At 63.0% G+C, this 25,811-nt stretch carries 23 protein-coding genes and 1 pseudogene; 11 read left to right on the forward strand and 13 right to left on the reverse strand.

What is annotated here, in order from left to right; genetic code table 11:
- Nucleotides 1-5 precede the first annotated feature (5 nt).
- Together ACLEJW_RS06120 and ACLEJW_RS06125 are read left to right on the forward strand one after the other, a co-directional pair.
- Complete coding sequence (locus ACLEJW_RS06120) at nucleotides 6-2,351, forward strand: FdhF/YdeP family oxidoreductase (protein WP_440777230.1); 2,346 nt, start codon at nucleotides 6-8, stop codon at nucleotides 2,349-2,351.
- Nucleotides 2,352-2,565: 214 nt separating this feature from the next.
- Entirely contained in the window at nucleotides 2,566-3,048 is a 483-nt protein-coding gene (locus ACLEJW_RS06125) for a glycine zipper domain-containing protein (RefSeq protein ID WP_145183946.1), read from the forward strand.
- 51 nt (nucleotides 3,049-3,099) lie between these two features.
- Here the strand turns inward: ACLEJW_RS06125 and ACLEJW_RS06130 are convergent, their stop codons facing one another.
- The 3 genes from ACLEJW_RS06130 to hslO all read right to left on the reverse strand — a co-directional run bounded on the left by ACLEJW_RS06130 (nucleotide 3,100) and on the right by hslO (nucleotide 6,311).
- A complete protein-coding gene (locus ACLEJW_RS06130) occupies nucleotides 3,100-3,540 on the reverse strand; it encodes an acyl-CoA thioesterase (RefSeq protein WP_440777231.1) in 441 nt (146 codons plus the stop codon).
- A gap of 144 nt (nucleotides 3,541-3,684) precedes the next feature.
- Entirely contained in the window at nucleotides 3,685-5,232 is a 1,548-nt protein-coding gene (locus ACLEJW_RS06135; protein ID WP_145183952.1) for a phosphoenolpyruvate carboxykinase, read from the reverse strand.
- A 179-nt stretch (nucleotides 5,233-5,411) separates the two neighbouring features.
- Nucleotides 5,412-6,311: an Hsp33 family molecular chaperone HslO gene (gene hslO, locus ACLEJW_RS06140; RefSeq protein WP_313646312.1), complete on the reverse strand. Its 900-nt coding sequence runs from the start codon at nucleotides 6,309-6,311 to the stop codon at nucleotides 5,412-5,414.
- Between the two features lie 119 nt (nucleotides 6,312-6,430).
- Here hslO and ACLEJW_RS06145 point away from each other — a divergent pair, with 119 nt between their 5' ends.
- Nucleotides 6,431-7,225, forward strand: coding sequence for a phosphatase PAP2 family protein (locus tag ACLEJW_RS06145; RefSeq protein ID WP_440777232.1), 795 nt, complete (start codon nucleotides 6,431-6,433; stop codon nucleotides 7,223-7,225).
- A 36-nt stretch (nucleotides 7,226-7,261) separates the two neighbouring features.
- Here the strand turns inward: ACLEJW_RS06145 and ACLEJW_RS06150 are convergent, their stop codons facing one another.
- A complete protein-coding gene (locus tag ACLEJW_RS06150) occupies nucleotides 7,262-7,663 on the reverse strand; it encodes an RNA-binding S4 domain-containing protein (protein WP_440777233.1) in 402 nt (133 codons plus the stop codon).
- 109 nt (nucleotides 7,664-7,772) lie between these two features.
- Between ACLEJW_RS06150 and rimB the strand changes: the two genes are divergently transcribed.
- Both rimB and rimK read left to right on the forward strand, forming a co-directional pair.
- Nucleotides 7,773-8,255, forward strand: coding sequence for a retropepsin-like aspartic endopeptidase RimB (rimB, locus tag ACLEJW_RS06155; protein WP_145183964.1), 483 nt, complete (start codon nucleotides 7,773-7,775; stop codon nucleotides 8,253-8,255).
- Nucleotides 8,252-9,157, forward strand: a complete 906-nt coding sequence (gene rimK / locus ACLEJW_RS06160) for a 30S ribosomal protein S6--L-glutamate ligase (RefSeq protein WP_145183967.1) — start codon at nucleotides 8,252-8,254, stop codon at nucleotides 9,155-9,157. The genes rimB and rimK overlap by 4 nt, the downstream gene beginning before the upstream one ends.
- Before the next feature lie 50 nt (nucleotides 9,158-9,207).
- Here rimK and ACLEJW_RS06165 read toward each other — a convergent pair whose 3' ends face one another.
- Together ACLEJW_RS06165 and ompR are read right to left on the reverse strand one after the other, a co-directional pair.
- Nucleotides 9,208-10,521: an ATP-binding protein gene (locus tag ACLEJW_RS06165; protein WP_145183970.1), complete on the reverse strand. Its 1,314-nt coding sequence runs from the start codon at nucleotides 10,519-10,521 to the stop codon at nucleotides 9,208-9,210.
- A 13-nt stretch (nucleotides 10,522-10,534) separates the two neighbouring features.
- Nucleotides 10,535-11,275, reverse strand: coding sequence for an osmolarity response regulator transcription factor OmpR (gene ompR, locus ACLEJW_RS06170; RefSeq protein WP_145183972.1), 741 nt, complete (start codon nucleotides 11,273-11,275; stop codon nucleotides 10,535-10,537).
- A gap of 216 nt (nucleotides 11,276-11,491) precedes the next feature.
- Here ompR and ACLEJW_RS06175 point away from each other — a divergent pair, with 216 nt between their 5' ends.
- From ACLEJW_RS06175 to ACLEJW_RS06185, 3 genes are all read left to right on the forward strand, one after another.
- Nucleotides 11,492-13,816 (forward strand): Tex family protein, encoded by a 2,325-nt coding sequence (locus tag ACLEJW_RS06175; protein ID WP_440777234.1) that lies wholly within the window; start codon nucleotides 11,492-11,494, stop codon nucleotides 13,814-13,816.
- A gap of 246 nt (nucleotides 13,817-14,062) precedes the next feature.
- A complete protein-coding gene (gshA, locus tag ACLEJW_RS06180; protein ID WP_313295399.1) occupies nucleotides 14,063-15,640 on the forward strand; it encodes a glutamate--cysteine ligase in 1,578 nt (525 codons plus the stop codon).
- Nucleotides 15,640-16,272 carry a TetR/AcrR family transcriptional regulator gene (locus ACLEJW_RS06185; RefSeq protein ID WP_440777235.1) on the forward strand — a complete coding sequence of 211 codons (633 nt, stop codon included), beginning with the start codon at nucleotides 15,640-15,642 and terminating at the stop codon, nucleotides 16,270-16,272. Before gshA ends, ACLEJW_RS06185 begins: the two co-directional genes overlap by 1 nt.
- Nucleotides 16,273-16,308: 36 nt before the next feature.
- Here ACLEJW_RS06185 and ACLEJW_RS06190 read toward each other — a convergent pair whose 3' ends face one another.
- The 7 genes and pseudogenes from ACLEJW_RS06190 to ACLEJW_RS06220 form a co-directional block, all read right to left on the reverse strand.
- The gene (locus ACLEJW_RS06190; RefSeq protein WP_003255829.1) at nucleotides 16,309-16,524 is read right to left on the reverse strand and encodes a TOBE domain-containing protein; all 216 of its coding nucleotides are present in this window, start codon (nucleotides 16,522-16,524) and stop codon (nucleotides 16,309-16,311) included.
- Between the two features lie 45 nt (nucleotides 16,525-16,569).
- Nucleotides 16,570-17,407 (reverse strand): annotated as a pseudogene (gene ssuB, locus ACLEJW_RS06195) (aliphatic sulfonates ABC transporter ATP-binding protein).
- Nucleotides 17,379-18,176: an aliphatic sulfonate ABC transporter permease SsuC gene (gene ssuC / locus ACLEJW_RS06200; protein ID WP_145183986.1), complete on the reverse strand. Its 798-nt coding sequence runs from the start codon at nucleotides 18,174-18,176 to the stop codon at nucleotides 17,379-17,381. The pseudogene ssuB and the gene ssuC overlap by 29 nt, the downstream one beginning before the upstream one ends.
- Nucleotides 18,177-18,186: 10 nt before the next feature.
- Nucleotides 18,187-19,335: an FMNH2-dependent alkanesulfonate monooxygenase gene (ssuD, locus tag ACLEJW_RS06205; RefSeq protein ID WP_440777236.1), complete on the reverse strand. Its 1,149-nt coding sequence runs from the start codon at nucleotides 19,333-19,335 to the stop codon at nucleotides 18,187-18,189.
- A 60-nt stretch (nucleotides 19,336-19,395) separates the two neighbouring features.
- Entirely contained in the window at nucleotides 19,396-20,361 is a 966-nt protein-coding gene (locus tag ACLEJW_RS06210; RefSeq protein WP_440777237.1) for a sulfonate ABC transporter substrate-binding protein, read from the reverse strand.
- A 168-nt stretch (nucleotides 20,362-20,529) separates the two neighbouring features.
- A complete protein-coding gene (locus tag ACLEJW_RS06215; RefSeq protein ID WP_440777238.1) occupies nucleotides 20,530-21,168 on the reverse strand; it encodes a peroxiredoxin in 639 nt (212 codons plus the stop codon).
- A gap of 160 nt (nucleotides 21,169-21,328) precedes the next feature.
- On the reverse strand, nucleotides 21,329-22,684 hold the full coding sequence (locus ACLEJW_RS06220) for an OprD family outer membrane porin (protein ID WP_313295409.1): 1,356 nt from the start codon (nucleotides 22,682-22,684) through the stop codon (nucleotides 21,329-21,331).
- 499 nt (nucleotides 22,685-23,183) lie between these two features.
- Here ACLEJW_RS06220 and tauA point away from each other — a divergent pair, with 499 nt between their 5' ends.
- The 3 genes from tauA to tauC are packed head-to-tail and all read left to right on the forward strand — an operon-like array spanning nucleotide 23,184 to nucleotide 25,804.
- Nucleotides 23,184-24,155: a taurine ABC transporter substrate-binding protein gene (gene tauA / locus ACLEJW_RS06225; RefSeq protein ID WP_145184000.1), complete on the forward strand. Its 972-nt coding sequence runs from the start codon at nucleotides 23,184-23,186 to the stop codon at nucleotides 24,153-24,155.
- A gap of 24 nt (nucleotides 24,156-24,179) precedes the next feature.
- Complete coding sequence (gene tauB, locus ACLEJW_RS06230; RefSeq protein WP_440777239.1) at nucleotides 24,180-24,968, forward strand: taurine ABC transporter ATP-binding subunit; 789 nt, start codon at nucleotides 24,180-24,182, stop codon at nucleotides 24,966-24,968.
- On the forward strand, nucleotides 24,965-25,804 hold the full coding sequence (tauC, locus tag ACLEJW_RS06235; protein ID WP_440777240.1) for a taurine ABC transporter permease TauC: 840 nt from the start codon (nucleotides 24,965-24,967) through the stop codon (nucleotides 25,802-25,804). Before tauB ends, tauC begins: the two co-directional genes overlap by 4 nt.
- Nucleotides 25,805-25,811 lie beyond the last annotated feature (7 nt).

Genomic DNA, 25,811 nt, shown 5'->3' on the forward strand with positions numbered 1-25,811 from the left:
CTGTCGTGACCTCGTACCAGCAACTTCCAGACAACGCCCCAGCTTCCACCCCTCGCTACAAGCCCTACCACGGCCCCGCCGGCGGCTGGGGTGCGTTGCGCAGCGTGGCCAAGGCCTGGGTGGGCAGTGACAACGCACTGAAGAACATCCGTGCCCTGCTCAAGACCAACCAGAACGGCGGATTCGACTGCCCCGGCTGCGCCTGGGGCGACTCGCCCGAAAGCGGCATGGTCAAGTTCTGCGAAAACGGCGCCAAGGCGGTCAACTGGGAAGCCACCAAACGTCGGGTAGATGCCGCGTTCTTCGCGCGCTACAGCGTCAGCGCGTTGCTCCAGCAAAGCGATTACTGGCTGGAGTATCAAGGACGCCTTACCGAGCCGATGGTCTACGACCCTCTGAGCGATCGCTACCAGCCGATCAGCTGGGACGCGGCCTTCGCCCTGATCGCCCGCGAGCTGAACAAACTCGCCACCCCGGACCAGGCGGAGTTCTACACTTCGGGCCGGGCCAGCAATGAAGCGGCCTACCTCTACCAGCTGTTCGTGCGGGCCTATGGCACCAACAACTTCCCCGACTGCTCGAACATGTGCCACGAGGCCAGCGGCGTGGCCTTGGGGCAAAGTGTCGGGGTTGGCAAAGGCACCGTGACCTTCGATGACTTCGAGCATGCCGATGCCATCTTCGTCTGGGGCCAGAATCCTGGCACCAACCATCCGCGCATGCTCGACCCGCTGCGCGATGCCGTGAAGCGCGGCGCCCAGGTGGTCTGCGTCAACCCGCTCAAGGAGCGTGGCCTGGAGCGCTTCCAGCACCCGCAGAACCCGCTGGAGATGCTCACCAACAGCGATCGTCCGACCAACACCGCGTTCTTCCGCCCGGCCCTGGGCGGCGACATGGCGCTGCTGCGCGGCATGGCCAAATTCGTGCTGCAATGGGAGCGTGAAGCGCAGGCCAAGGGTGAAGCGGCCGTACTCGATCATGTGTTCATCGCCGAACACGGGCATGGGGTAGACGAATACCTGGCGGCTGTCGATGCCACGTCCTGGGAGCACATCCAGCAGCAGTCCGGGCTGGCGCTTGCCGACATCGAACTGGCCGCACGCATGTACTGCCGCGCCAAGCGAGTGATCATGTGCTGGGCGATGGGCATCACCCAACACCGCCACTCGGTGCCGACCATCCAGGAGATCGTCAACCTGCAGATGCTGCGCGGCAATATCGGCGTACCCGGCGCCGGCCTGTGCCCGGTGCGCGGCCACAGCAATGTCCAGGGCGACCGCACCATGGGCATCAACGAACGTCCACCGGTGGCCCTGCTCGATGCCATCGAGAAACGCTTCAACTTCCGCGTACCCCGGCATAACGGCCACAACACGGTCGAGGCGATCCACGCCATGCTCGACGGCCGCGCCAAGGTGTTCATCGGCCTCGGTGGCAACTTCGCCCAGGCCACGCCGGACACCGAGCGCACTGCCCAGGCCCTGCGCAACTGCGAGCTGACGGTGCACATCAGTACCAAGCTCAACCGTAGCCACCTGATCCACGGCAAGCAGGCGCTGATCCTGCCGTGCCTGGGCCGCACCGACATCGACCTGCAAGCCGAAGGGCCACAGGCGGTGACCGTGGAAGATTCCTTCAGCATGGTCCACGCCTCCAATGGCCAGCTCAAGCCGCTGTCCACGCAGATGCGTTCGGAGCCGGCCGTAGTGGCCAGTATCGCGGCCGCAACCCTGGGCAAGCAGCCGGTCGATTGGCACTGGTTGGTGGCCGACTACGCGCGCATTCGCGACTTGATCGGCGACACCATTGCGGGCTTTGCCGACTTCAACCAGCGCCTGGCCCACCCCGGCGGCTTCTACCTGGGCAATAGCGCCGGTAGCCGTCAGTGGACGACTGCCAGCGGCCGCGCCAACTTCAAGGCCAACCTGCTTCCGGACACCCTGCTCGACGAGCGCGTACGCGCCAGCGGCCAGGTGCCTGACCTGATCATGCAGTCGATGCGCTCTCACGATCAGTACAACACCACCATTTATGGCCTCGATGATCGCTACCGTGGCGTTCGCGGCCAGCGCGACGTGCTGTTCGCCAACGAAGCCGACATCATCCGCCTGGGCTTTCAGCCGGGGCAGAAGGTCGATATCGTTTCACTTTGGGGTGATGAGCATGTGCGCCGTGTGCAGGGCTTCACCCTGCTGGCGTTCGATATTCCGGCCGGGCAAGCGGCGGCCTATTATCCGGAAGTGAACCCATTGATTCCGCTGGAAAGCATCGGTGAAGGTAGCCACACGCCGACCTCGAAATTCGTCGCCATCAAGCTTGAGCGTGCCTCGGACAACGGCCGGATCGTGTAACGCCCGGTAGGTTGCGCAACCACGAAAAAAGCCCTGTACCGCGAGGTTCAGGGCTTTGTCCTAATTACCTAGGACAACCGAAAATGGTTTAAGTTTCATAGCAAATACAACAACTTAGCTAATTGTGTACAACTCGTGTTACTCGTCGGATTTTCGTTGCCAGGCGCCCGCCATCGCTGCAAATTCGCCTCGTCATCCCTCTGAGGCTCTCTTGATGAAGAAGTACTCCTCGATTCTGTTGTTGTCTTTCAGCTTGCTCAGCGGCGTTGCCATGGCTGGCGGCTCCACCGAGGCCGGCATTGGCGGCGCATTGGGTGGGGTACTCGGCTCCGTCGTGGGCAACTCCATCGGCGGTAGCACCGGTGGCGCCATCGGCGCAGGCCTGGGCGGCGCTGCCGGCGGTGCCCTGGGTGCCGACAAGCGTCAGCGTGGCGAAGCGGCAATCGGCGGTGCGTTGGGCGCTGCCGGCGGTAACGTGGTCGGTCGCTCGGTCGGCGGCACCACCGGTAGCTACATCGGTGCAGCCGCAGGCGGCGGCGCTGGTGGCGCGCTGGGTAACTACATGGGCAACAAGGCCGATGAAGACGAGCGCCACGAGAACCGTCGCTACCGTCGCGGCTACGACGACGACCGTCGCCACTGGGACCGTGGCCACCACTACGGCCATCGCAAGCACAAGCGCCACGGGCGCCACTGATAGCTCAGCGCAGCTGCAGGTCGAAAGCCCCACCCAGAAGGTGGGGCTTTTTCATACCTGCGGATCCAGGCGTAAACCTGCGAGCCGTGTCTGCAGGCTTTCTGGCAGCGGCACCGGGCGGCCACTGGCGCGCTCGATGAACACCTGGACCACGCTGCCCGCTGCGCAGGCATCCGCTTCACCCGGGCGGTACAGGGCCAGGCGGTATTCCACCGTGCTGCCGACCAGGCGGGTCACGCCGAGGCCGACTTCCAGCACATCCGGAAATCCCGGCAGGGCGAAGAAGTCCGCGGCCGAGCTGACCACGAACGCAGCCAGCTCGCCGTCGCGCAGGTCGAGATCCGCCTGCTCGAGCAGAAACGCTTGGATGGCGGCCTCGAAAAACCCATGCACCGTGGCGCCCGCGATATGGCCGTTGAGGTCGTTATCCTGCGGTCGCGTGAGGATCGGGTGAAAGTGCCGGAAGGCCGTGCGGCCGGGGGATTCGGTCATCGGTTGAGCGCCTGTCTTCACAATCGGTGCCGACAGTGAAACAGAAAATGCCGACCGATGCAGAGACTGCTGCCCTGCGCAGCGAACGCCGCCCATGAAAAAGCCGCCCCGAAGGGCGGCTCTCTGGGTACTGCTGGCGCCAGCTTAGAGCTGAGGACCGGCGGCTTTGATGGCGTCGGAAACTTCGAACTTCTTGAAGTTTTCGATGAACAGTTTGGCCAGGCCCTGAGCCGCCTCGTCATAGGCAGCTTTGTCTGCCCAGGTCGCGCGTGGGTTGAGCAGCTCGGTGTCAACGCCCGGAACGGCCTTGGGCACGTCCAGGTTGATGATGTCCAGGTGCTCGGTTTCAGCGCCGACCAGAGCGCCGCTCTGAATGGCAGCGATAACGCCACGGGTGGTCGGGATGCTGAAGCGCTTGCCCACGCCGTAGCCACCGCCGGTCCAACCGGTGTTGACCAGGTAGACCTTGGAGCCGAAGGCGTTGATACGCTTGATCAGCAGCTCGGCATACTCGCCAGCAGGACGTGGGAAGAACGGGGCGCCGAAGCAGGTGGAGAAGGTCGACTTGATGCCGCCGCCCGAACCCATTTCGGTAGAACCAACCAGCGCGGTGTAGCCGGACAGGAAGTGATAGGCCGCCTGCTCGTTGTTCAGGATCGATACCGGTGGCAGCACGCCTGTCAGGTCGCAGGTCAGGAAGATGACCGCATTAGGCTCGCCACCCAGATTGGCTTCGGCACGTTTGGCAACGTGCTCCAGCGGGTAGGCCGCGCGGCTGTTCTGGGTCAGGCTGACATCGGCATAGTCGGCATGCTTGTTGGCGTCGAGCACGACGTTTTCCAGCACAGCGCCATGCTTGATGGCTTTCCAGATGACCGGCTCGTTCTTCTCGGACAGGTCGATGCACTTGGCGTAGCAGCCGCCTTCCATGTTGAACACGACGCCTTCGCCCCAACCGTGCTCGTCATCGCCGATCAGGTAGCGGCTTTCGTCGGCCGACAGGGTGGTCTTGCCGGTACCGGACAGGCCGAAGAACAGGGTCACATCGCCTTCTTCGCCGATGTTGGCAGCGCAGTGCATCGGCAGCACGTCGGCGGCCGGCAGCAGGAAGTTCTGCACCGAGAACATGGCTTTCTTCATTTCGCCGGCGTAGCGCATGCCAGCGATCAGCACCTTCTTCTGGGCGAAGTTGATGATCACGCAGCCGTCGGAGTTGGTGCCGTCGCGCTCAGGTTCGCAGACGAAGTTGGCGACGTTGAGGATCTGCCACTGGTCGCGACCGGCCGGGTTGAACTGGCCTGGCTCGGGGTTGATGAACAGGCAACGGCCGAACAGGTTCTGCCAGGCGGTTTGCGTGGTCATTTTCACCGGCAGGTAGTGCTCGGCAGCAGCCCCTACGTGAACGTAGGAAACGAAGTGATCCTGGGCGTTGTTGAACGCCTCGACGCGAGCCCACAGGGCATCGAACTTGTCGGCCGGGAACTTGCGGTTGATCGGGCCCCAGGCGATGGCGTCCTGAGTGGAAGGTTCTTCGACGATGAATCGATCTGCCGGCGAGCGGCCAGTACGATGGCCGGTTTCGACCACCAGTGCGCCCGTATCGGCCAGCACGCCTTCACCGCGTTGCAGCGCTTCTTCAACCAGCTTATCGACGCTCAGGTCGGTGTACACGGTGTTGTTGGCTTGCGTCATGAGATACCCCATCCGGCCCGAGGCCGAGTGCTCCAAACGTTTTGTAGTTGTCTCGAAAAAACTACTACAGCGAAAAAAGTGGCCGGATTATGCCAGAAACGCCCAAAAAAAGTAGGCCCCTCCTGTCAGATCTGCGCTTTTGCGCAATTCGACAGGAGATTCCCCTGTAGTTAAACGTTTCAGTGGCGAGTTTCTGACGCCGCTTCTGTGCCGCCACCGGCAAACAGTTGCGCCACATCGCTCGCATCGAAGAAATAGCGTTCGTTGCAGAACTGGCAATCGATCTCGACCTTGCCGCCGCACTCCTCGACCAGTGCCTTGGCATCTTGCTCGCCCAGACTGACCAGAGCATTGCCGGAACGTTCGCGCGAGCAGCTGCAGTTGAAGCGCAGCGGGTGGGTATCGAACAGGCGCACGGCGTCTTCGTGGTACAGGCGGTGCAGCAGGGTTTCGTTGTCCAGGCGCCACTCCTCGGGCTTGAGTGTGCTGGCCAATGCCACCACGTGCTGCCAGCTTTCCTCGCGCTCCTCATCGTCGGGCTGGCGATCGCGCGGCAGCTGCTGCAGCAGCAAGCCACGCGCCTTGCCATCCTGGGCATTGAGCCAGAAACGGGTATTGAGCTGCTGCGACTGCACGAAGTAGTTGGTGAAGCACTCCGACAGGGTGGCGCCGTCGAGATCGACGGTGCCCTGGTAGCGCTGGCCTTTGACCGGGTCGATGGTCAAGGTCAGGTGGCCGTCGGGCATCAGTTGCGAAAGAGTGGCATCGGCCGGGATCTGCTCGGCCTCATAGCGGGCCATGCCGCGGATATCGCGCTCACCTGAGCATTCGACCATCAACAGCGGAATCGGCCCGGCCGAGCGTGCCTGCAGAATCAGCAAGCCGTCGAATTTCATTGCGCCGACCAGCAGGGAAGTGGCGGCCATCAGCTCGCCGAGCAGGGTCTGCACCGGTTGTGGATAGGCATGACGCGCCAGCACCGCGGCGTAGCTGTCATCGAGAGACACCCACTCGCCGCGCACATCGCGCTCGTCGAAGATGAAACGTTGGGTGAAATCGGTATCTGGCATATCGCTCATAGGTTTTGGCTATCTAAAAAATGATGACAAAATGGTTACATCGGATGTCGGGTTTGCCGATGTCCAATGGCGGAGCGTTCTTGAGACGCTCCGGGTCCTGTTTGAAATAGAGGTATTTTATGGACAATCCACCGCTGTTCCAAGCAAGGTGGTCCTGGGGTCCCTTGGCAGTCTGCACGCTGCTGCCCATCGCCCTACTGTGTTTCTGGTTGTGGCCTTTTGGCCAGATCTTGTGCCTGACTTTCGACGAGTGGCTGTTCCACAGCCTCAACGCACCGTTGGCCGACAATACGCTGTGGCGCACGATCTGGACGGTTGGCAGCCTGCGCCCGTTCGACATCGTCGTCGGCCTGATCCTGCTCGCCGTGCTGATCCGTGGCGACTGGGTGTTCAAGGCAGGCCAGGTGCGTCAGGCGTTGTTTGCCTTTCTGGTCACGCTGATCCTGTTAGTGGTGATTCGCGCGCTGTTTTCCAAGTGGGTCGATGCAATGGGTTGGCAGCATGACAGCCCGTCCATGGTGTTCGACAACGCCGTGCACCTGAGCGACTACTACCCGAATCTGGAAAAGGCCTGGGAATTGAAAGACCGCTCCAGCAAGAGTTTCCCAGGCGATCACGCCTCGGTGCTGTTGATCTGGGCCTTGTTCATGAGTCTGTTCAGCCGGCGCCTGGTGCAACACCTGGTGATCTGGGGTCTGGCCTTGCTGTTCATGCTGCCGCGCCTGGTGGCGGGCGCGCACTGGGGGCAGGACGACTACATCGGCGGTCTGCTGATGGCCGTGCTGGCGCTGGGCTGGAGCTGTCACACGCCGCTGGCGGCCAAGAGCAGTGCGGCGCTGGTGCGCTGGACGGCGCCGCTGTTCGCCCTGGGCCGCAAGATACCATTGATCGGCCGCCTGGCCGTGATGCGTTGACTGTACGACGGGGTCGCAGCGCGGCCCCGTCTGCTTTCACTCGAAGCTGCCATGCAGCTGATGGATCTGGCGCCGCTGCTTCTTGTTCGGTCGCCCATCGGTGGTCACGCCCATCGCCCCGGCCTTGCGCAGCTGCGCAGCCTGTTCGCGGCGCTGGATACTGGCTTCGGTTTCCTCATACAGCGTCTGCGCCTCAGGCGCACCCCGGCGCACCAGCGACAGTGCCTTGACCACCACGGTGCGCTCATCGAAACCTGTGCGCAGCACGAATTCATCGCCCACCCGTGGCTCCTTGCCAGGTTTGCAGCGCTCGCCGCGGCAATGCACCTTGCCGCTCTCGATGGCCGCCTTGGCCAAGGCGCGGGTTTTATAAAAGCGCGCCGCCCACAACCATTTGTCCAGACGGATCTTGTCATCGTCCTCGGCTTTTTGTGCCATGTCGTTTCCTCGAATACAGTCGTTCATCGAACTGTACTACCGTAACGGACGGATGCAAAAAGTCGCGGGCCTGCTTACAGTTCACCACCTTACCCACAGGGTGTGCTTAGTGAAGAAATTTGACCATCTGACGGTGATCGGCCTGCGCGAGTGGGTGGCGCTGCCCGACCTTGGCGTCGCCGGCCTGCGCGCCAAGATCGACACCGGCGCCAGCACCTCCAGTCTGCATGCGACCGACATCGAGCCCTTCGAGCGCGACGGCGAGCCCTGGGTCCGCTTCACTGCGCACCTGGGCTCGGTGGTGCAGCTGCGTCATCGCCGCTGCGAGGCACCGCTGGTGACGATGAAAACCATCAAGAGCTCCAACGGTCACGCGCAAATCCGCTATGTCATTCGCACCGCGCTGGCACTGGGCGATGCGGTATGGGAAATCGAATTCACCCTGGCGTGCCGCAAGAGCATGCGTTACCGCCTGCTGCTGGGCTCCAAAGCCCTCATCCAGGGGCAACTTGTGGTCAACCCGGGGCTCAAATACGTGCAAGACAAACCGGCCTATCCGGCCACCCTCTCTCCTGTCACAGGTGCTGCATGAAGATCGCTGTGCTTTCGCGCAATCCGCGTCTGTATTCCACCCGCCGCCTGGTCGAAGCCGGCACCCAGCGGGGCCACGAAATGGTGGTGATCGATACCTTGCGGGCCTACATGAACATTGCCAGCCACAAGCCGCAGATCCATTACCGAGGCAAACCGCTGGAAGGGTTCGATGCGGTCATCCCGCGCATCGGTGCTTCCGTGACGTTCTATGGCTGCGCGGTGCTGCGCCAATTCGAGATGATGGGCGTCTACCCACTGAACGAATCGGTGGCGATCGCCCGCTCGCGTGACAAGCTGCGTTCGCTGCAGTTGCTGTCACGCCGCGGCATCGGCCTGCCGATCACCGGCTTTGCGCATTCGCCGGACGATATCCCCGACCTGATCCAGATGGTCAATGGCGCACCCCTGGTGATCAAGGTGCTCGAAGGCACCCAAGGCATCGGCGTGGTGCTGTGCGAAACGACCAAGGCCGCCGAGTCGGTGATCGAGGCGTTCATGGGCCTGAAGCAGAACATCATGGTGCAGGAGTACATCAAGGAAGCGGGCGGCGCCGATATCCGTTGCTTCGTGGTGGGCGACAAGGTGATCGCGTCGATGAAGCGTCAGGCCAAGCCAGGGGAGTTTCGTTCAAACCTGCACCGCGGCGGCGTGGCCAGCCTGATCAAGATCACCCCGGAGGAGCGCATGACGGCGATCCGCGCGGCCAAGGTCATGGGCCTGAGCGTGGCAGGCGTGGATATCCTGCGCTCGAACCACGGGCCATTGGTGATGGAAGTCAATTCTTCACCGGGCCTGGAGGGCATCGAAGTGACCACCTCCAAGGATGTGGCAGGCATGATCATCGAGCATCTGGAAAAGCACGGCGTGCCGAACCAGACCCGCACCAAGGGCAAGGGCTGACACGAACGAGCGGCCCGGTCGCGCTTTCAAGGCGACCGGGCCGCTAGTCCTTACACCGCGTTACGCGGCAGCAGCAGCCCCAATGGCAAGCGCACTCGCGCTTCGATGCCGCCACCGGAACGGTTGCGCAGCTCGACATTGCCACCATGCTGTGCGGCGATGCGCTTGACGATGGCAAGCCCCAGGCCAGTGCCTTTGCCTCCCCGCGCGCGGTCGCCACGAATGAACGGGTTGAAGATGGTTTCCAGCTCGGACTCGTCGATCCCGGTGCCGCGGTCGAGCACGCTGAGCACCACATAGGGCGCGCTCTCGTCGCCCGACACATAAGCGGCCACCTCCACGCCCTTGCCAGCATGGTGCAGCGCATTGCCGATCAGGTTGTCGAGCATGCGCTTGAGCGAAACCCGGCGCAGCGGGAACGGCGGGATAGGCTCGAGGCACAGGCGCACGCGCTCTTCTGGCTGGTTGTAGGGCGCTACTACTTCACGCACCAGGTGGGCCAGGTCGACCTCTTCGACTGGCTCGTCCCGGCCATCGCGGATAAACGCCAGGAACTGATCGAGAATCGCGTCCATGTCCTCGATATCGCGCACCATATCGTCACTCAGCTCGCTGTCGCTGCCCAGCAACGAGAGCGACAGGCGCAGGCGCGTCAGTGGCGTGCGCAGGTCGTGGGACACGCCGGCCAACATCAGTTCGCGCTCTCGACCGGCTTGTTCGACGTCCTCGGCCATTTGATTGAAGGCGCGGTACACCTCGGTCATCTCGCTCGGCGTATCGCTGATCGGCAGGCGCACGCTGCGCCCCTGGCCCAGTTGCCGCGCAGCGAACACCAGGCGCTTGAGCGGCTGGTTGAGCTGACGTACGAAAATCCACGCCGACGCCGTGGACAGTAAACCGATTGCCAGGAACCACCCCAGCACGTTCCAGATTTTTTGCCCGCGCAGCGGGTGCGGATACAACGGCACTTTCAGCCAGCCCGGGCCCAGGCTCGGCGCATTCACCCACAGCGCCGGCGGGGCATGGATGCGCAGGCGCACTTCGGTGTCTTCACCCAGTTCGGCCTGCATCTGGCGCTGGTAGATTTCGCTGTAAGGCCAGTGTTGCTCGCCCTCCGGCACGCCCGAACCCGTCACGCGGATCAGGCCAGCGGCCTCGGCGATCTTGTCCCGGTTTTCTTCGTCGGCCGCCCAATAGGCGCGCAGGGTCAGCGCAACGCCGTGGCTGTACTGGCGATCGACCAGCACGTCCTCGTTCATTAGGAGGTACACCAGCGTCAATGCCTTGGAAAACAGCACGACGATCAGCACCAGCCACAGCGTGCGGGCGAAGAAGCTCTGCGGGAACCACAGCGGCGTTTTCATCGACGACGCTGCATCATTTGCCGGCGTTTCCGTCTGGCACGAACACGTAGCCCACACCCCACACCGTCTGGATATAGCGCGGCTTGGACGGGTCCGGTTCGATCATGCGGCGCAGACGCGAAATCTGCACGTCGATGGAGCGCTCCAGTGCATCCCACTCGCGGCCACGCGCCAGGTTCATCAGCTTGTCGCGGGTCAGCGGCTCGCGCGCATGCATGACCAGGGCCTTGAGCACGGCGAATTCGCCGGTGGTGAGCATGTGCACTTCGTCGCCACGCTTGAGTTCGCGGGTCGCCAGCGACAGCTCGTAGTCGCCGAACGTGACCGACTCGTCCTCGCTGCCTGGGGCACCAGGCACGCTCGGCGCCTGGCGGCGCAACACGGCCTTGACCCGCGCCATCAGCTCGTCGGGGTTGAAAGGCTTGCCCAGGTAGTCGTCGGCGCCCAGCTCCAGGCCCTTGATGCGGCTGAGCTCGTCACCCTTGGCGGTGAGCATGATGATCGGGATCTGGTTGTTCGACTGGCGCAGGCGCTTGCACGCCGAGAGGCCGTCTTCGCCTGGCAGCATCAGGTCGAGCACCACCAGGTTGAACACCTCGCGTTGCAGCAGGCGGTCCATCTGTTCGGTATTGGGCACCGCACGGGCGCGATAGCCCTTGCTGGTGAAGAAACGCTCCAGCAGGCTGCTCAGCCCCGGATCGTCGTCGACGATGAGAATCTTGTCACCTTCAGCGGTGTTCGCAGTGCCGGTCATGAATAACTCCTCTGATGTCGCCGCGCATTATGGCGTAGCCAATGCTGCCCGTTGCGTGAGCATTGTTAGCAGATTTTTCCCCGGGCGCCACTGCCGGGTGGCCGGGCGCCATCACCGCAAGGCGCTGGCGATGGGTATAATGCGCCGCTTCGATCCAGCGCCACTGGGCCAATGCCCCTGCGGCGCCCCCGTATTCACAAATGTCAGGTGGTTCACATGGACAGCATCAACAGCCGTATCGCCGAAGAACTGGGCGTACGCCCCCAGCAGGTCGAGGCGGCCGTGGGCTTGTTGGACGAAGGCTCGACCGTGCCCTTCATTGCCCGTTATCGCAAGGAAGTCACCGGCAGCCTCGACGACACCCAGTTGCGCCATCTGGAAGAACGCCTGCGTTACCTGCGTGAGCTCGACGACCGCCGCGCCAGCATCCTCTCCAGCATCGAGGAGCAGGGCAAGCTGACCCCCGAGCTGGCCCGCGAGATCAAGCTGGCCGATACCAAGACCCGCCTCGAAGACCTCTACCTGCCGTACAAGCAGAAGCGCCGCACCAAGGGCCAGATCGCCCTGGAAGCCGGCCTTGGCGAGCTGGCCGACGGCCTGTTCGAAAACCCCGCCCTGGCCCCTGAAAGCGAAGCCGCGCGTTTCGTCGATGCCGAAAAAGGCGTTGCCGATGTAAAAGCGGCGCTCGAAGGCGCCAAGTACATCCTCATGGAGCGCTTCGCCGAAGATGCCGCCCTGCTCGACAAGCTGCGCAACTTCCTCAAGCAGGAAGCCGTGCTCAGCGCGCGCGTGGTGGCTGGCAAGGAAGACGAAGGCGCGAAGTTCCGCGATTACTTCGCCCATGACGAGCTGCTGCGCAATGCCCCCTCGCACCGTGCCCTGGCGATCTTCCGTGGCCGCAACGAAGGCGTATTGAGCGCCTCGCTCAAGGTCGGCGAGGAGCTGCCCGGAACCCTGCACCCGTGCGAGCTGATGATCGGCCAGCATGTCGGCATCGAGAACCGCGGTCGGGCGGCCGACAAGTGGCTCGGCGAAGTGGTGCGTTGGACCTGGAAGGTCAAGCTCTACACCCACCTGGAAACCGACCTGTTCGGCGAGCTGCGCGACAACGCCGAGGGCGAGGCCATCAACGTCTTCGCCCACAATCTGCACGACTTGCTGCTGGCCGCACCGGCAGGCCCGCGGGCGACGCTGGGCTTCGACCCGGGCCTGCGCACCGGCTGCAAGATCGCCGTGGTCGATGCCACCGGCAAGTTGCTCGACTACACCACGGTCTACCCGCATGCGCCGAAGAACGAATGGGATCGCACCCTCTCGGTGATGGCGGCGCTGTGCGCCAAGCACTCGGTCGAATTGATCGCCATCGGCAACGGCACCGCCAGCCGCGAGAGCGACAAGCTGGTGGCAGACCTGGTCAAGAAATACCCAGCGCTGAACATCACCAAGATCATGGTTTCCGAAGCCGGCGCCTCGGTGTATTCGGCTTCCGAGCTGGCTGCCCGCGAATTCCCCGACCTCGACGTCTCGATCCGTGGCGCGGTGTCGATCGCCCGGCGTCTGCAGGACCCCCTGGCCGAGCTGGTCAAGATCGACCCGAAATCCATTGGCGTCGGCCAATACCAGCACGATGTCTCGCAGGTGAAACTGGCGCGCGGCTTGGACGCGGTGGTCGAAGACTGTGTGAACGCCGTGGGCGTGGACGTCAACACGGCCTCGGTGGCGCTGCTGACGCGCATCTCCGGCCTCAATGCGACCCTGGCCCAGAACATCGTCGCGCACCGCGACGCCAATGGCCCGTTCGCCACCCGAGCGGCGCTGAAAAAGGTCAGCCGCCTGGGCGAGAAGACCTTCGAGCAGGCGGCCGGCTTCTTGCGTGTGATGAATGGCAGCAACCCGCTGGACGCCTCGGCCGTGCACCCTGAAGCCTACCCGCTGGTACAGCGCATCGCCGCCGACACCGACCGCGACATTCGCTCGCTGATCGGTGACAGCAGCTTCCTCAAGCGACTGGACCCGAAGACGTTCACCGATGAAACCTTCGGCTTGCCCACCGTCACCGACATCCTCCAGGAACTGGACAAGCCTGGCCGCGACCCGCGTCCTGAGTTCAAGACCGCCACCTTCCAGGATGGCGTCGAGGACCTCAAGGACCTGCAGCCGGGCATGATTCTCGAAGGCGTAGTGACCAACGTCACCAACTTCGGTGCTTTCGTCGACATCGGCGTGCACCAGGATGGCCTGGTACACATCTCGGCGTTGTCGGAGAAGTTCGTCAAGGATCCCCGCGAAGCGGTCAAGGCCGGCGATGTGGTGAAGGTCAAGGTCATGGAAGTGGATATCCCGCGCAAGCGCGTCGGCCTGTCGATGCGCATGGGCGACACCCCGGGTGAAAAGGTCGAGGGCAACCGCGGTGGCAGCCGTGGCGGCGCCGGCAACCGCCAGCAACCAGCGCCGCGGGCGCGTGAAACCGCCGCCGCTGCGCCGAGCAACAACGCCATGGCCGCACTGTTCGCCAATGCCAAGCAACTGAAGAAGAAATAGGCCCGTCACGCCCTGCCCTGGGCGGGTCGACGTCGACGTAGCTCAAGGCGACAAGCGCGTCGCCATGGCTAGGGAACCTTCACGGTTCTCTAGCTCACCAAGGGGTAACTGCGGTATTTTTCGGCAGTGGTTGGCACTGCCGGAACCGCGTAAACCAGGCGACAACGCCAGTTCCTTTCTTCCTACCCTTGTAGACCGTCATTTCTACCCCCATATTGGGGCGACTGATGCGTGAAGGAATACACCTTGAGCGACCTCCTCAACCGCCGCCTGAGCCTGCTCGGCGCCAATCTTCCCCTGCTCGAGCAGTGCCTGCACGGTATTGAGCGCGAATGCCTGCGCGTAACCGATGAGGGCCGCCTGGCCCAGACCCCGCATCCCGAAGCGCTGGGATCGGCGCTGACTAACGAGCAGATCACCACCGATTATTCCGAATCGCTGCTGGAATTCATCACCCCGGCCCTGGCCGATCCGGCGCAGGTGCTCGAAAGCCTCGAACAGACGCACCGCTTCGTCTACAGCAAGCTTGCCCACGAGTACTTGTGGAGCCCTTCGATGCCGTGCACCCTGCCGGCAGAAGAAGACATCCCGATAGCCGAGTACGGCAGCTCCAACATCGGCAAGCTCAAGCATGTCTACCGCAAGGGCCTGGCCCTGCGCTACGGGCGCACCATGCAGTGCATCGCCGGTATCCATTACAACTTCTCGTTGCCTGAAGCGCTGTGGCCGTTGCTGCGCGATGCCGAAGGCGACCAGCAGAGCGATCGCGAGTACCAGTCTTCTGCGTACATCGCGCTGATTCGTAACTTCCGCCGCTACAGCTGGCTGCTGATGTACCTGTTCGGGGCATCGCCTGCACTAGACAAAGGTTTCCTGCGCGGTCGCCCGCATCAGCTCGAAGAGCTCGACGCCGATACCCTCTACCTGCCTTACGCCACCAGCCTGCGCATGAGCGATCTGGGCTACCAGAGCAACGCCCAGGCTGGCCTGACGCCGTGCTACAACAACCTGGCCAGCTACACCGACAGCCTGCGCAAGGCCGTCGGCACGCCCTACCCGCCCTACGTCGAAGTCGGTACCCACGTCGATGGCGAGTGGGTGCAGTTGAACACCAACATCCTGCAGATCGAGAACGAGTACTACTCGAACATCCGCCCGAAACGGGTCACCTACACCGGCGAGCGGCCGATCCAGGCCTTGACCTCGCGTGGCGTGCAGTACGTCGAGGTGCGCTGCCTGGACATCAACCCGTTCCTGCCGGTCGGCATCGACCTGACCGAAGCACGCTTTCTCGATGCCTTCCTGTTGTTCTGCGCGCTGGATGAAAGCCCGCAGCTGGACAACGCCGAATGCGGCCAATGCACGCATAACTTCCTGGCCGTGGTCAAGGAAGGCCGGCGTCCGGGGTTGCAGTTGCAGCGCCATGGTCAGCCGGTCGCGCTCAAGGAATGGGCCAGCGCCCTGCTGGCCGACATCGGCCAACTGGCGCAACTGCTCGACCAGGCCCACGGCGGCGATGCCCATGCCAAGGCCATGGAAGCGCAGCAGGCCAAGGTCGACGACCCGTCGCTGACGCCTTCTGCGCAAGTGCTGGCGCGCATGACCGAACACGACGAGAGCTTCATCGCCTTCTCCCTGCGCCAGAGCCGCCTGCACGCCGAGAGCTTCCGCGAACAGCCGCTGCCAGCCGAGCAGCAGGCGCATTTCGAAACCCTCGCCCGTGAATCGCTGGCCAAGCAGGCTGAACTTGAGCAAGAGGAGGTCGGCGACTTCGACCTGTTCGTCGGCGCCTACCAGGCTAGCATCCTGGCAATCAGCAACTGATGAACCGTGTCGCCGCCCCGCGCCGACCGCGCGCCAGTAGCCAGGCGAGGATCGAAGCGATTCTGGCTGCGGCGCGGGCGTTGCTGGCCGAGCATGGGATGGCGGCGCTGTCGATCTACAGCGTGGCCGAACGGGCGCAGATTCCGCCGTCGTCGGTGTACCACTTTTTCGCCAGCGTGCCGTCCCTGCTCGAAGCCTTGACCGGCGATGTGCACCGGACGTTTCGCGAAGCCTTGAGCGCGCCGATCGACAGCAGTGCGTTCAACACCTGGCATGAACTGGCGCGACTGATCGAACAGCGCATGCTGGATATCTATCACCAGGACACTGCCGCACGGCAGCTGATCCTGGCCCAGCATGGGCTTAGCGAAGTGGTGCAGGCCGACCGTCACCACGACCTGGAACTGGGCGAACTGATGCACAGGCTGTTCGACCAGCACTTCCATTTGCCGGTGATGCCGCTGGATGTGGATGTGTTCACCCTGGCCATGGAGCTGAGCGACCGGGTGTATGCGCGCTCCATGCAATTGCACGAAAGCATCACCCCACGCATGGCCGAAGAAGGCAAACGCGTGTTCGAGGCTTATCTGGGCCTGTATCTACCGCCCTTTCTGGCCAAGCGACACGCCTGAGCTGCTGGGACTGCCAGGCAGTCCCAGTTCGCGCCATCACAGCTTGGCGATGGACACTTCCGTCGATTTCACGAAGGCAATCACTTCACTGCCCACTTGAAGCTCCAGCTCGCGCACCGAGCGGGTGGTGATCACCGAGGTGACGATGCCCGAGGCGGTTTGCACGTCGATTTCCGACAGAACCGGGCCTTCGAGGATTTCCTTCACGGTGCCTTTGAACTGGTTACGCACGTTGATCGCTTTGATAGTCATGGCTTGATTCCTTCTCGTTGGCGTTGAGTCTGATAGGTAGGGGATTCAGTGCGCCCAACGCAGCTGCGTGGGCAATGGGGCTACAGGGTCGGGCTCGGGCGCGGTGCCCGGCGCCGACAACACACGGTTGAGCACTTCGCTTTCCAGCGCGGCCAGGCGATGCGAACCTCGCGCCCTGGGCCGGGCCAGTTCGACCTCGAGGTCCAGGCCGACTTCGCCGTCCTCGATGAGAATCACCCGGTCGGCGACCGCCACCGCCTCGCTGACGTCATGGGTGACCAGCAGCACGGTAAAGCCATGGGTGCGCCACAGCCGTTCGATCAGTTGCTGCATTTCGATGCGCGTCAGGGCATCCAGCGCGCCGAGCGGTTCATCGAGCAGGAGCAGGCGCGGTTGATGGATCAATGCCCGGGCCAGGGCCACGCGCTGCTTCTGGCCACCTGACAAGCCGGCGGGCCATTCATTGGCGCGATCTGCCAGGCCTACTGCTTCGAGAGCATCGAGGGCGCGCTGGCGCCAGTCACCGGTCAGCCCCAGGCCGACGTTGTCGATGACTTTCTTCCAAGGCAGCAAGCGCGCGTCCTGGAACATCAAGCGGGTTTCTTCGCGGGCGTCGCTCAGCGCGGCGGCACCAGCCAGTAGCTGCCCGGACGTCGGCTGATCGAGCCCGGCCAGCAGGCGCAGCAAGGTGCTCTTGCCACAACCACTGCGGCCCACGATGGCCACGAACTGGCCGGCAGGAATGTGCAGGTCGATGCCCTTGAGCACTTCGCGGGCGCCGAATGCCTTGCGCACGCCCTTGGCCGCCAGGGGGATGCCACGCAACAGGCGTGGCGGCTGATCCTTGAGCACAGTCATGCGCCCTCCTTCTTCGCGGTCTGATAGGCCGGGTGCCAGCGTAGCCATACCCGCTCCAGGCCTCGGGCAGCCAGGTCGGCAAGCTTGCCGAGCACCGCGTACAGGACAATGGCCAGTACCACCACGTCGGTTTGCAGAAATTCACGCGCGTTCATCGCCAGGTAGCCGATGCCGGCGTTGGCCGAAATGGTTTCGGCGACGATCAGGGTCAACCACATGAAGCCCAGGGCGAAGCGCACACCAACCAGAATCGACGGCAGGGCGCCGGGCAGGATCACCTGGCGAAACAGGCCAAACCCGGACAGGCCATAGCTGCGCGCCATTTCCACCAGCGCCGGGTCGACGTTGCGGATACCGTGATAGGTGTTCAGGTAGATCGGGAACAGCGTGCCCAGTGCGACCAGAAAGATCTTCGCCGACTCATCGATGCCGAACCATAGGATCACCAGCGGAATCAACGCCAGGTGTGGCACGTTGCGGATCATCTGCACCGAGCTGTCGAGCAGGCGCTCGCCCCAGTTGGACAGGCCGGTGATGAAGCCCAGCGCCAGGCCCAGGCTGCCGCCAATGACGAAGCCCAACCCGGCACGCCAGCCACTGATGGCCAGGTGGGTCCAGATTTCACCGCTGCGCACCAGCTCGACGCCGGCGCTGACCACCGCGCTCGGTGCCGGCAGGATGCGCGTGGACAGCCAACCGGCGCTGACCGCCAGTTGCCAGATCGCCAGCAGCAATACCGGCAGGGCCCAGGGCGCCAGGCGCTGGCTGAGGGTAGTGGAAGTTGCACGACTCATGATCCGGCCCTCAGCTCTGCGCGACCGACTTGGGCAGGATGTCGTTGGCGACCATCTCGCCGAACGGGCTTACGTAGCCGCCGCTCTTGGCCTGCTCCGGGCGTTGCACGTCCAGGTGCGGGAACAACAGCTCGGCAACCCGGTAGGACTCCTCCAGGTGGGGATAACCCGAGAAGATGAAGGTATCGATACCGAGTGCCGCGTACTCCTTGACCCGGGCAGCCACGGTCGGCCCATCGCCAACCAGCGCGGTGGCGGCGCCACCGCGCACCAGGCCGACGCCGGCCCACAGGTTGGGGCTGACCTCCAGCTTGTCGCGGTTACCGTTGTGCAGGGCCGCCATGCGCTGCTGGCCGACCGAATCGAAGCGTGCCAGCGAGGCCTGGGCCCGGGCGATGGTTTCGTCGTCCAGGTGCGAGATGAGTTTGTCGGCCGCCGCCCAGGCTTGTTCGTTGGTTTCCCGCACGATTACGTGCAGGCGGATGCCGAAGCGGACCTGACGCCCCTGTGCGGCGGCCTTGTCCCGCACCTGGGCGATTTTTTCAGCCACCGCGCTCGGCGGCTCGCCCCAGGTCAGGTACAGCTCGACCTGTTCGGCAGCCAGGTCCTGGGCGGCTTCGGACGAGCCACCGAAATACAGCGGTGGACGCGGCTGCTGGATGGGTGGGTAGAGCAGCTTGGCGCCTTTGACCTGGATGTGCTTGCCGTCATAGTCGACCACTTCCCCTTCGAGCACCTTGCGCCAGATACGGGTGAACTCGACAGACGCCTCGTAGCGTTCCTGATGATTCAGGTGCAGGCCGTCGCCGGCCAGCTCGTCCGGGTCGCCGCCGGTCACCAGGTTGAACAGGGCGCGGCCGTTGGACAGCCGATCCAGGGTTGCCGCCTGGCGCGCGGCCACGGTCGGCGAAATGATGCCCGGGCGCAGGGCGACCAGGAACTTCAGGCGCTGGGTCACCGGGATCAGCGATGCGGCCACCAACCAGGAGTCCTCGCAGGAACGCCCGGTGGGGATCAGCACGCCGCCGAAACCGAGGCGGTCGGCAGCCTGGGCGATCTGTTGCAGGTAACCATGGTCGACCGCGCGGGCGCCGTCGGCGGTGCCGAGGTACTTGCCATCGCCATGGGTGGGCAAGAACCAGAAGATGTTAAGGCTCATTGGAGTTGTCTCCTCAAGGGTAACGCTGGTCAGGGCATGGCCCTGACGCAGGCGAGTCATTCAAGGCGCGCTGGCGACCTTGGCGGGGGGTGTCCAGATCACATCCTTGATACTCAGCGGCTTGGGGATCAGCTTGAGCGCTTGGAAAGTGTCGGCAATCTTCTGCTGCGCTTGCACCACTTGCGGAGTGAGCGGCGCGGCACCGTAGCCCTGGCGCTTGACCGAGGTCAGGGTGATGGCGGCGGGCAGGCCCAGCAGGGGCGCAACCTGATCGGTCACTTGCTGGGGGTTGGCCTGCGACCACTGGCCCACGGCGCGCACTTCGTCGATCAAGGTGCTGATCACTGCCGGGTGCTGGGTGGCGTAGTCCCGGGTCGCCAGGTAGAACTGATGGTTGTCGACCAGGTCCTGACCGTCGCGCAGGGTCCGCGCCTGCAACTGCTGCTCGGCAGCGGCCTGGTAAGGATCCCAGATGACCCAGGCGTCGATGCTGCCGCGCTCGAAGGCGGCGCGGGCGTCGGCCGGGGGCAGGTATACCGGCTGGATATCGCTGTACTTGAGGCCCGCGTCTTCCAGGGCGCGAACCAGCAGGTAGTGAACGTTGGAGCCCTTGTTGAGGGCGACTTTCTTGCCTTTGAGTTCCTTCACCGAGTGGATCGGCGAGCCCTTGGGCACCAGAATCGCTTCGCTGTGCGGGGCCGGTGGTTCATAAGCCACATACAGCAGGTCGGCCCCTGCCGCCTGGGCAAAGACGGGCGGCGTTTCACCGGTCACGCCGAAGTCGATCGAGCCGACGTTGAGGCCTTCGAGCAACTGCGGGCCACCGGGAAACTCGGTCCACTGCACCTGCACACCTTGTTCGGCCAGGCGTTTTTCCAAGGTGCCTTTGGCCTTGAGCAGCACCAGGGTGCCGTATTTCTGATAACCGATGCGCAGGCTTTCGGCCTGGGCTTGAGTAATGACGCCGAAGGACACAGCCGCCGCAAACAGGGCGACCAGACCACGACGCAAGAAGACAGTGCGCATGGCGCTCTCCTGTGCGGATTGGGTTCAGGTTGCACCTGCTTGCCTCGTTGTCGGGCGAGTAAGGTACTGGGGAGCAGCAGCGGCAAGTTTCAGGGGCAAGCTGCAAGAAGAAGCAGTCGCCCATATCGCTCATACTTGCCGCTTGCCGCTTATGACTTGCAACTGCTTTCAGCGATTGGGTTGAGGGGTCAGGCGCAGGTAGGGTTTGACTGCGCGGTAACCCTTGGGAAAGCGTTGCTTGATCTCGTCTTCGTCTTTGAGCGAAGGCACGATCACTACATCGTCGCCGTCCTGCCAGTTGCCAGGGGTGGCCACCTTGTGGGTGTCGGTCAGTTGCAGCGAGTCGATCACTCGCAGGATCTCATTGAAGTTGCGCCCGGTGCTGGCCGGGTAGGTGATGGTCAGGCGCACCTTCTTGTTGGGATCGATGACGAACAGCGAGCGAACGGTCAGCGTATCGCTGGCATTGGGATGGATCAGGTCGTACAGATCAGAAACCTTGCGGTCGGCGTCTGCGATGATCGGGAAGTTGACCACGGTGTTCTGCGTTTCGTTGATGTCCTCGATCCACCTGTGGTGCGAGTCGACCGGGTCTACCGACAGCGCAATGGCCTTGACGCCGCGCTTGGCGAATTCATCCTTGAGCTTGGCGGTCAGGCCCAGCTCGGTGGTGCACACCGGCGTGAAATCGGCCGGGTGGGAGAACAGCACACCCCAGCTATCGCCCAGCCATTGGTGAAAGCGGATCTTGCCTTCGCTGGAGTCCTGCTCGAAGTCGGGGGCGATGTCGCCGAGTTTGAGGCTCATGGGTGCTGCTCCTGTGCTGTCCGGGCTTATGGGATAAATGTGCCTGCATTCGAACCAAAAGAAAAAGAATAAATAATGATTTATTTATAACTTTTAGGGATACCAACTTGCAGGCACAAAAAAGCCTCGCGCTAGACGAGGCTTTTGGGTGAATCGACGCTTACATGAAGTTGTAAGTGTAGTTCACGATGAAGCGAGTCTGGTCCTTGTCGACAGGAGCCTCACCTTCGCCGCGGTAGATACCGTGGCGCAGGCTGGCGCCCAGACCCTTGAGGGTGCCTTCCTGAATCACGTAGTCGACGCGAGCATCACGTTCCCACTCGTGGTAGGTGCCGTTGCCCGAAGCATTGCGAATATCAGTACCGCGCAGGTACGAAATCGAAGCTTTCAGGCCTGGCACACCCATACGTGCGAAGTCATAGCTGTACTGACCGAAGGTAGTGTTGGTACCCGCACGCGCGAACTGGTTGATCATGCTGTCGGTGAACAGGTAGAAGCTGGCACCACCGGCACCTTCCGGACGACCGTTGCCGTCGACCACGGAGCCTTGGTTCAGCCAGACGAAACCACCGTCGTCGCTAACTTGCTGATGACCGAGCATCAACGCGTGGCTACCCAAGGTGTACGTGAACATGGCCGACCAGGTCTTGTTGTCGACCTTGCCGTCGTTCTTTTCGTAACCACCGTTGTTGTTGAAGTTGTACGCGCCCGGACCGCCGTTCTTGCCATCGCTGCTGCTATCGAAGTAACGCAGGTCGGTCTTGAACGACTGATCGTCAGCGATCTTGAACACGTGAGTCGCGCCCAGGAAATGCTGCTTGTAGAAATCTTTGAGGTTCGAGTAGTAGTACTGCAGGGTCAGGTCAGGAGTGAGCTTGTAGTCCAGACCGCCGTAGACGAACTTGTTGCTGTCGGCGGTGGCGCCGTTGACAGACAGGCCGGTACGGTTGCTCGATGCACGACCCATTGCGTGGGTCAGCTGACCAGCATTGACGGTCAGGTTATCGATTTCCTTCGACTGGATGGTGCCCCCCTCGAAGGTCTGCGGCAGCAGACGACCATCGTTGGCTACGAGGATTGGCAGGTTCGGTGCCAGTGCACTTCCGTAGTGAACTTCGGTCTTGGAGAAACGAGCTTTAGCGTTGCCGCCGATGCGCGCCCACTGGCTAACAGCCGACCCATCGGTGTCGCTTGGGAAGAAGGTGCTGTTGTTCGGGTGCTTGCCGCGGCCACCATCAAGGTGAATACCCCACAGCGCCTGCACATCGACACCAAAACCTACGGTGCCCTGAGTGAAGCCCGACAGGTAATCCAACTTGAAGCCTTGACCAACTTCACGGCTATCGCCACCACGGCCGCGGGCCGAGGCAGGAAGATTCACCTCACGGTTATCATCATTGAAATACATGGTGCGCGAGCTGAGCGACAGTTTGCTGTCTTCAACGAAACCGGCAGCGCCTGCAGATTGGGCGATAACCCCCATTGCCACGGCCAGGGCCAGGCTGGACTTGTACATGTTTTGCTCCTCTACGTTCTAATTCTTGTGTATCTCTGGCGGCAGGATCTGATGCCCTGCTCTACCGTGGATGGGCGATTAGCCCCAAAGCGTGACCATTTAGTCAATCATTTCTAAACGTTTCTCGACTTTGGTCTAAGACGCCCCCTGCGCTACAGGATAATGACAATCCTATAAATCCAAAATGACCGTTTTATGAATTTCTAAGATTTTTAAGGAATATCCAAGGAACCTTTACTACCAAACGGTGTATCGACCTCGTCAACCATACCTTTAGGTTATTTGCAAACGTTTGCCGACCGTCTGCTCAACGTCGCTGCCTCGCGAGCGATGCAAGGCTAGCAGCAATTCTGCCGCGCGCCATTGCGCCGCATCAGGCGCAGACCCCATCCTGCGCTTCCTTCCTAAGCTAATGCCTAAAAGTTATTTATTTTCCAATTCTTATATCATTTAGCCTTCTCGCCATCCAAGACATCGCTTGCCTGCCGAGAGGTTCACCATGATCCCGCATGCTCCATTGCGTCTAATCGCAGCCCTGACCCTCGCCAGCGCCAGCTGGTTGGCGCACGCCGCTGACTTGACGGTCGCCTACCAGACCACAGTCGATCCGGCCAAGGTCGCCCAGGTCGATGGCACTTACGAAAAAGCCAGCAAGGCCAGCATCGACTGGCGCAAGTTCGATAACGGCGCCGATGTGATCACCGCCGTGGCCAGCGGCGACGTACAGATCGGCTACCTCGGCTCCAGCCCACTGGCGGCAGCCGCTACTCGAAAGCTGCCGGTGGAAACCTTCCTCATCGCCACCCAGATCGGTGCCGGCGAAGCGCTGGTCGCGCGTGACAGCATCACGACGCCGCAGGACCTGATCGGCAAGAAAGTCGCCGTGCCCTTCGTATCCACTGGCCACTACAGCCTGCTGGCCGCGCTGAAGGCCTGGAACATCGACCCTGGCAAGGTGCAAATCCTCAACCTGGCGCCCCCCGCGATCATCGCTGCGTGGAAACGCGGCGATATCGATGCCACGTATGTCTGGGACCCTGCCCTGGGCGTGGCCAAGGAAAACGGCAAGGTGCTGATCACCTCGGGCGAGCTCGCCAGCAAAGGCGCGCCTACCTTCGACGCCTGGATCGTGCGCAAGGACTACGCAGACAAACACCCTGACGTGGTCAAGGCGTTCGCCCAAGTGACCCTGGATGCCTACGCCGACTACCGCAAGGATCCCCAGGCATGGCTGGCCAACAAGGACAACGTCGCCAAGCTGGTCAAGTTGTCCGGCGCCAAACCCGCAGACATTCCAGTGTTGTTGCAGGGCAACGTGTACCCGCTGGCCGGCGATCAGGTCCAGGCGCTGGGCGCACCCACCACCCAGGCGCTGACCGACACCGCCACTTTCCTCAAGCAACAGGGCAAGGTCGATGCGGTGCTGCCGGACTATTCGCCCTACGTCAGCGCCCAGTTCATCCCCAACTAAGCCTGCCACCGTACGGAGCCTGCCATGGCCTTGCTCGAACTGGAGCGCATCAGCGCACAGTACCCCGGCACCACCGCCCCGGTGCTGACCGACATCAACCTGAGCCTGGGGCCGCGCCAGTTGCTGGTGGCCCTCGGGCCATCGGGCAGTGGCAAGACCTCGCTGCTGAACCTGATCGCAGGCTTCGTCACCCCCAGCGCCGGACGCATCAGCCTCGACGGCGTAGCGGTCACCGGGCCGAGCGCCGAGCGCGGCGTGGTATTTCAGGACGACGCCTTGCTGCCCTGGCAGAACGTGCTGGGCAACGTCGCCTTCGGCCTGGCGCTGGCCGGCGTACCGCGCCCCCAGCGCGAAGCCAAGGCACGCGAAATGCTGGCATTGGTCGACCTGGATGGCTTTGCCGAGCGCCGCATCTGGCAACTGTCGGGCGGTCAGAGACAACGCGTGGGCCTGGCCCGAGCGTTGGCGGCCGACCCGCGGGTGCTGCTGATGGACGAGCCTTTCGGCGCCCTCGACGCCTTCACTCGCGAGCAGATGCAGGCGCTGCTGCTGCAAGTCTGGCAACGCACCGCCAAGCCGGTATTGCTGATCACCCATGACATCGAGGAAGCGGTGTTCCTGGCCACCGATCTGATCCTGCTGGCCCCCAACCCAGGCCGGGTGGTCGAGCGTCTGCAACTGGACTTCGGCCAGCGCTATGCCGCTGGCGAATCGGCGCGTGCGATCAAGTCCGATCCGCGTTTCATCGAAACCCGCGAGCACGTGCTGGCACGAGTGTTCGCACAACGGCAGAACGTCCAGGAGCGCGCATGAACAGCCTGAATCTACCGGTCGCCGGCAGCCGCGAAAAAACGTCCGCGCCTGCCTGCAAGGCGCGCCGCCCTTGGCCTACCCGCTGGATCAGCGCCGTCACCCTGGCCAGCTTGCTGGGCCTGTGGTGGCTGGTCACCGCGGCCGGTTGGGTCGAACCACTGTTTCTCCCCGCGCCTGGCGACATTCTGGCCAAGGCCTGGATCCTGCTGACCCAGGGCTACATGGACGCAAGCCTGTGGCAACACCTGGGCGCCAGCCTTGGGCGCATCGGCCTGGCCTTGATCGCCGCGAGCCTGACCGCCATTCCGGTCGGCTTGGCCATTGGCTCCAACCGCGTAGCGCGCGGCATTCTCGACCCGCTGATCGAGTTCTACCGGCCGATCCCGCCCTTGGCCTACCTGCCGTTGATCGTCATCTGGTGCGGTATCGGCGAGCTGTCCAAGGTGCTGCTGATCTACCTGGCGATCTTCGCCCCGATTGCCATCGCCACCGCTACCGGCGTGCGCACGGTCGACCCGGCCAAGCTGCGCGCGGCGCAATCGCTGGGTGCCAGCCGGGCCCAGCTGATTCGCCACGTGATCTTGCCCAGCGCCCTGCCCGACATCCTCACCGGCGTGCGCATCGGCCTGGGCGTCGGTTGGTCGACCCTGGTCGCTGCCGAGCTGATCGCGGCCACCAGCGGCTTGGGGTTCATGGTGCAGTCGGCCGCGCAGTTTCTGGTTACCGATGTGGTGGTGCTGGGCATCTTGCTGATAGCGCTGATCGCCTTCGCCCTGGAAATGGGCCTGCGCGCGCTGCAGCGCAAGCTGGTGCCCTGGCACGGGCAGAGCCACTGATACCGAC

This window comes from Pseudomonas sp. SMSB3, assembly GCF_052041965.1.
Classification (GTDB): Bacteria; Pseudomonadota; Gammaproteobacteria; order Pseudomonadales; family Pseudomonadaceae; genus Aquipseudomonas.

Bases quoted from the DNA above. Each gene is read 5' to 3' on its own strand.
- ACLEJW_RS06125 (WP_145183946.1), top strand. From the start codon at position 2,566: ATGAAGAAGTACTCCTCGATTCTGTTGTTGTCTTTCAGCTTGCTCAGC.
- ACLEJW_RS06130 (WP_440777231.1), bottom strand. From the start codon at position 3,540: ATGACCGAATCCCCCGGCCGCACGGCCTTCCGGCACTTTCACCCGATC.
- ACLEJW_RS06135 (WP_145183952.1), bottom strand. From the start codon at position 5,232: ATGACGCAAGCCAACAACACCGTGTACACCGACCTGAGCGTCGATAAG.
- hslO (WP_313646312.1), bottom strand. From the start codon at position 6,311: ATGAGCGATATGCCAGATACCGATTTCACCCAACGTTTCATCTTCGAC.
- ACLEJW_RS06145 (WP_440777232.1), top strand. From the start codon at position 6,431: ATGGACAATCCACCGCTGTTCCAAGCAAGGTGGTCCTGGGGTCCCTTG.
- ACLEJW_RS06150 (WP_440777233.1), bottom strand. From the start codon at position 7,663: ATGGCACAAAAAGCCGAGGACGATGACAAGATCCGTCTGGACAAATGG.
- rimK (WP_145183967.1), top strand. From the start codon at position 8,252: ATGAAGATCGCTGTGCTTTCGCGCAATCCGCGTCTGTATTCCACCCGC.
- ACLEJW_RS06165 (WP_145183970.1), bottom strand. From the start codon at position 10,521: ATGAAAACGCCGCTGTGGTTCCCGCAGAGCTTCTTCGCCCGCACGCTG.
- ompR (WP_145183972.1), bottom strand. From the start codon at position 11,275: ATGACCGGCACTGCGAACACCGCTGAAGGTGACAAGATTCTCATCGTC.
- ACLEJW_RS06175 (WP_440777234.1), top strand. From the start codon at position 11,492: ATGGACAGCATCAACAGCCGTATCGCCGAAGAACTGGGCGTACGCCCC.
- ACLEJW_RS06185 (WP_440777235.1), top strand. From the start codon at position 15,640: ATGAACCGTGTCGCCGCCCCGCGCCGACCGCGCGCCAGTAGCCAGGCG.
- ACLEJW_RS06190 (WP_003255829.1), bottom strand. From the start codon at position 16,524: ATGACTATCAAAGCGATCAACGTGCGTAACCAGTTCAAAGGCACCGTG.
- ssuC (WP_145183986.1), bottom strand. From the start codon at position 18,176: ATGAGTCGTGCAACTTCCACTACCCTCAGCCAGCGCCTGGCGCCCTGG.
- ssuD (WP_440777236.1), bottom strand. From the start codon at position 19,335: ATGAGCCTTAACATCTTCTGGTTCTTGCCCACCCATGGCGATGGCAAG.
- ACLEJW_RS06210 (WP_440777237.1), bottom strand. From the start codon at position 20,361: ATGCGCACTGTCTTCTTGCGTCGTGGTCTGGTCGCCCTGTTTGCGGCG.
- ACLEJW_RS06215 (WP_440777238.1), bottom strand. From the start codon at position 21,168: ATGAGCCTCAAACTCGGCGACATCGCCCCCGACTTCGAGCAGGACTCC.
- ACLEJW_RS06220 (WP_313295409.1), bottom strand. From the start codon at position 22,684: ATGTACAAGTCCAGCCTGGCCCTGGCCGTGGCAATGGGGGTTATCGCC.
- tauA (WP_145184000.1), top strand. From the start codon at position 23,184: ATGATCCCGCATGCTCCATTGCGTCTAATCGCAGCCCTGACCCTCGCC.
- tauB (WP_440777239.1), top strand. From the start codon at position 24,180: ATGGCCTTGCTCGAACTGGAGCGCATCAGCGCACAGTACCCCGGCACC.
- tauC (WP_440777240.1), top strand. From the start codon at position 24,965: ATGAACAGCCTGAATCTACCGGTCGCCGGCAGCCGCGAAAAAACGTCC.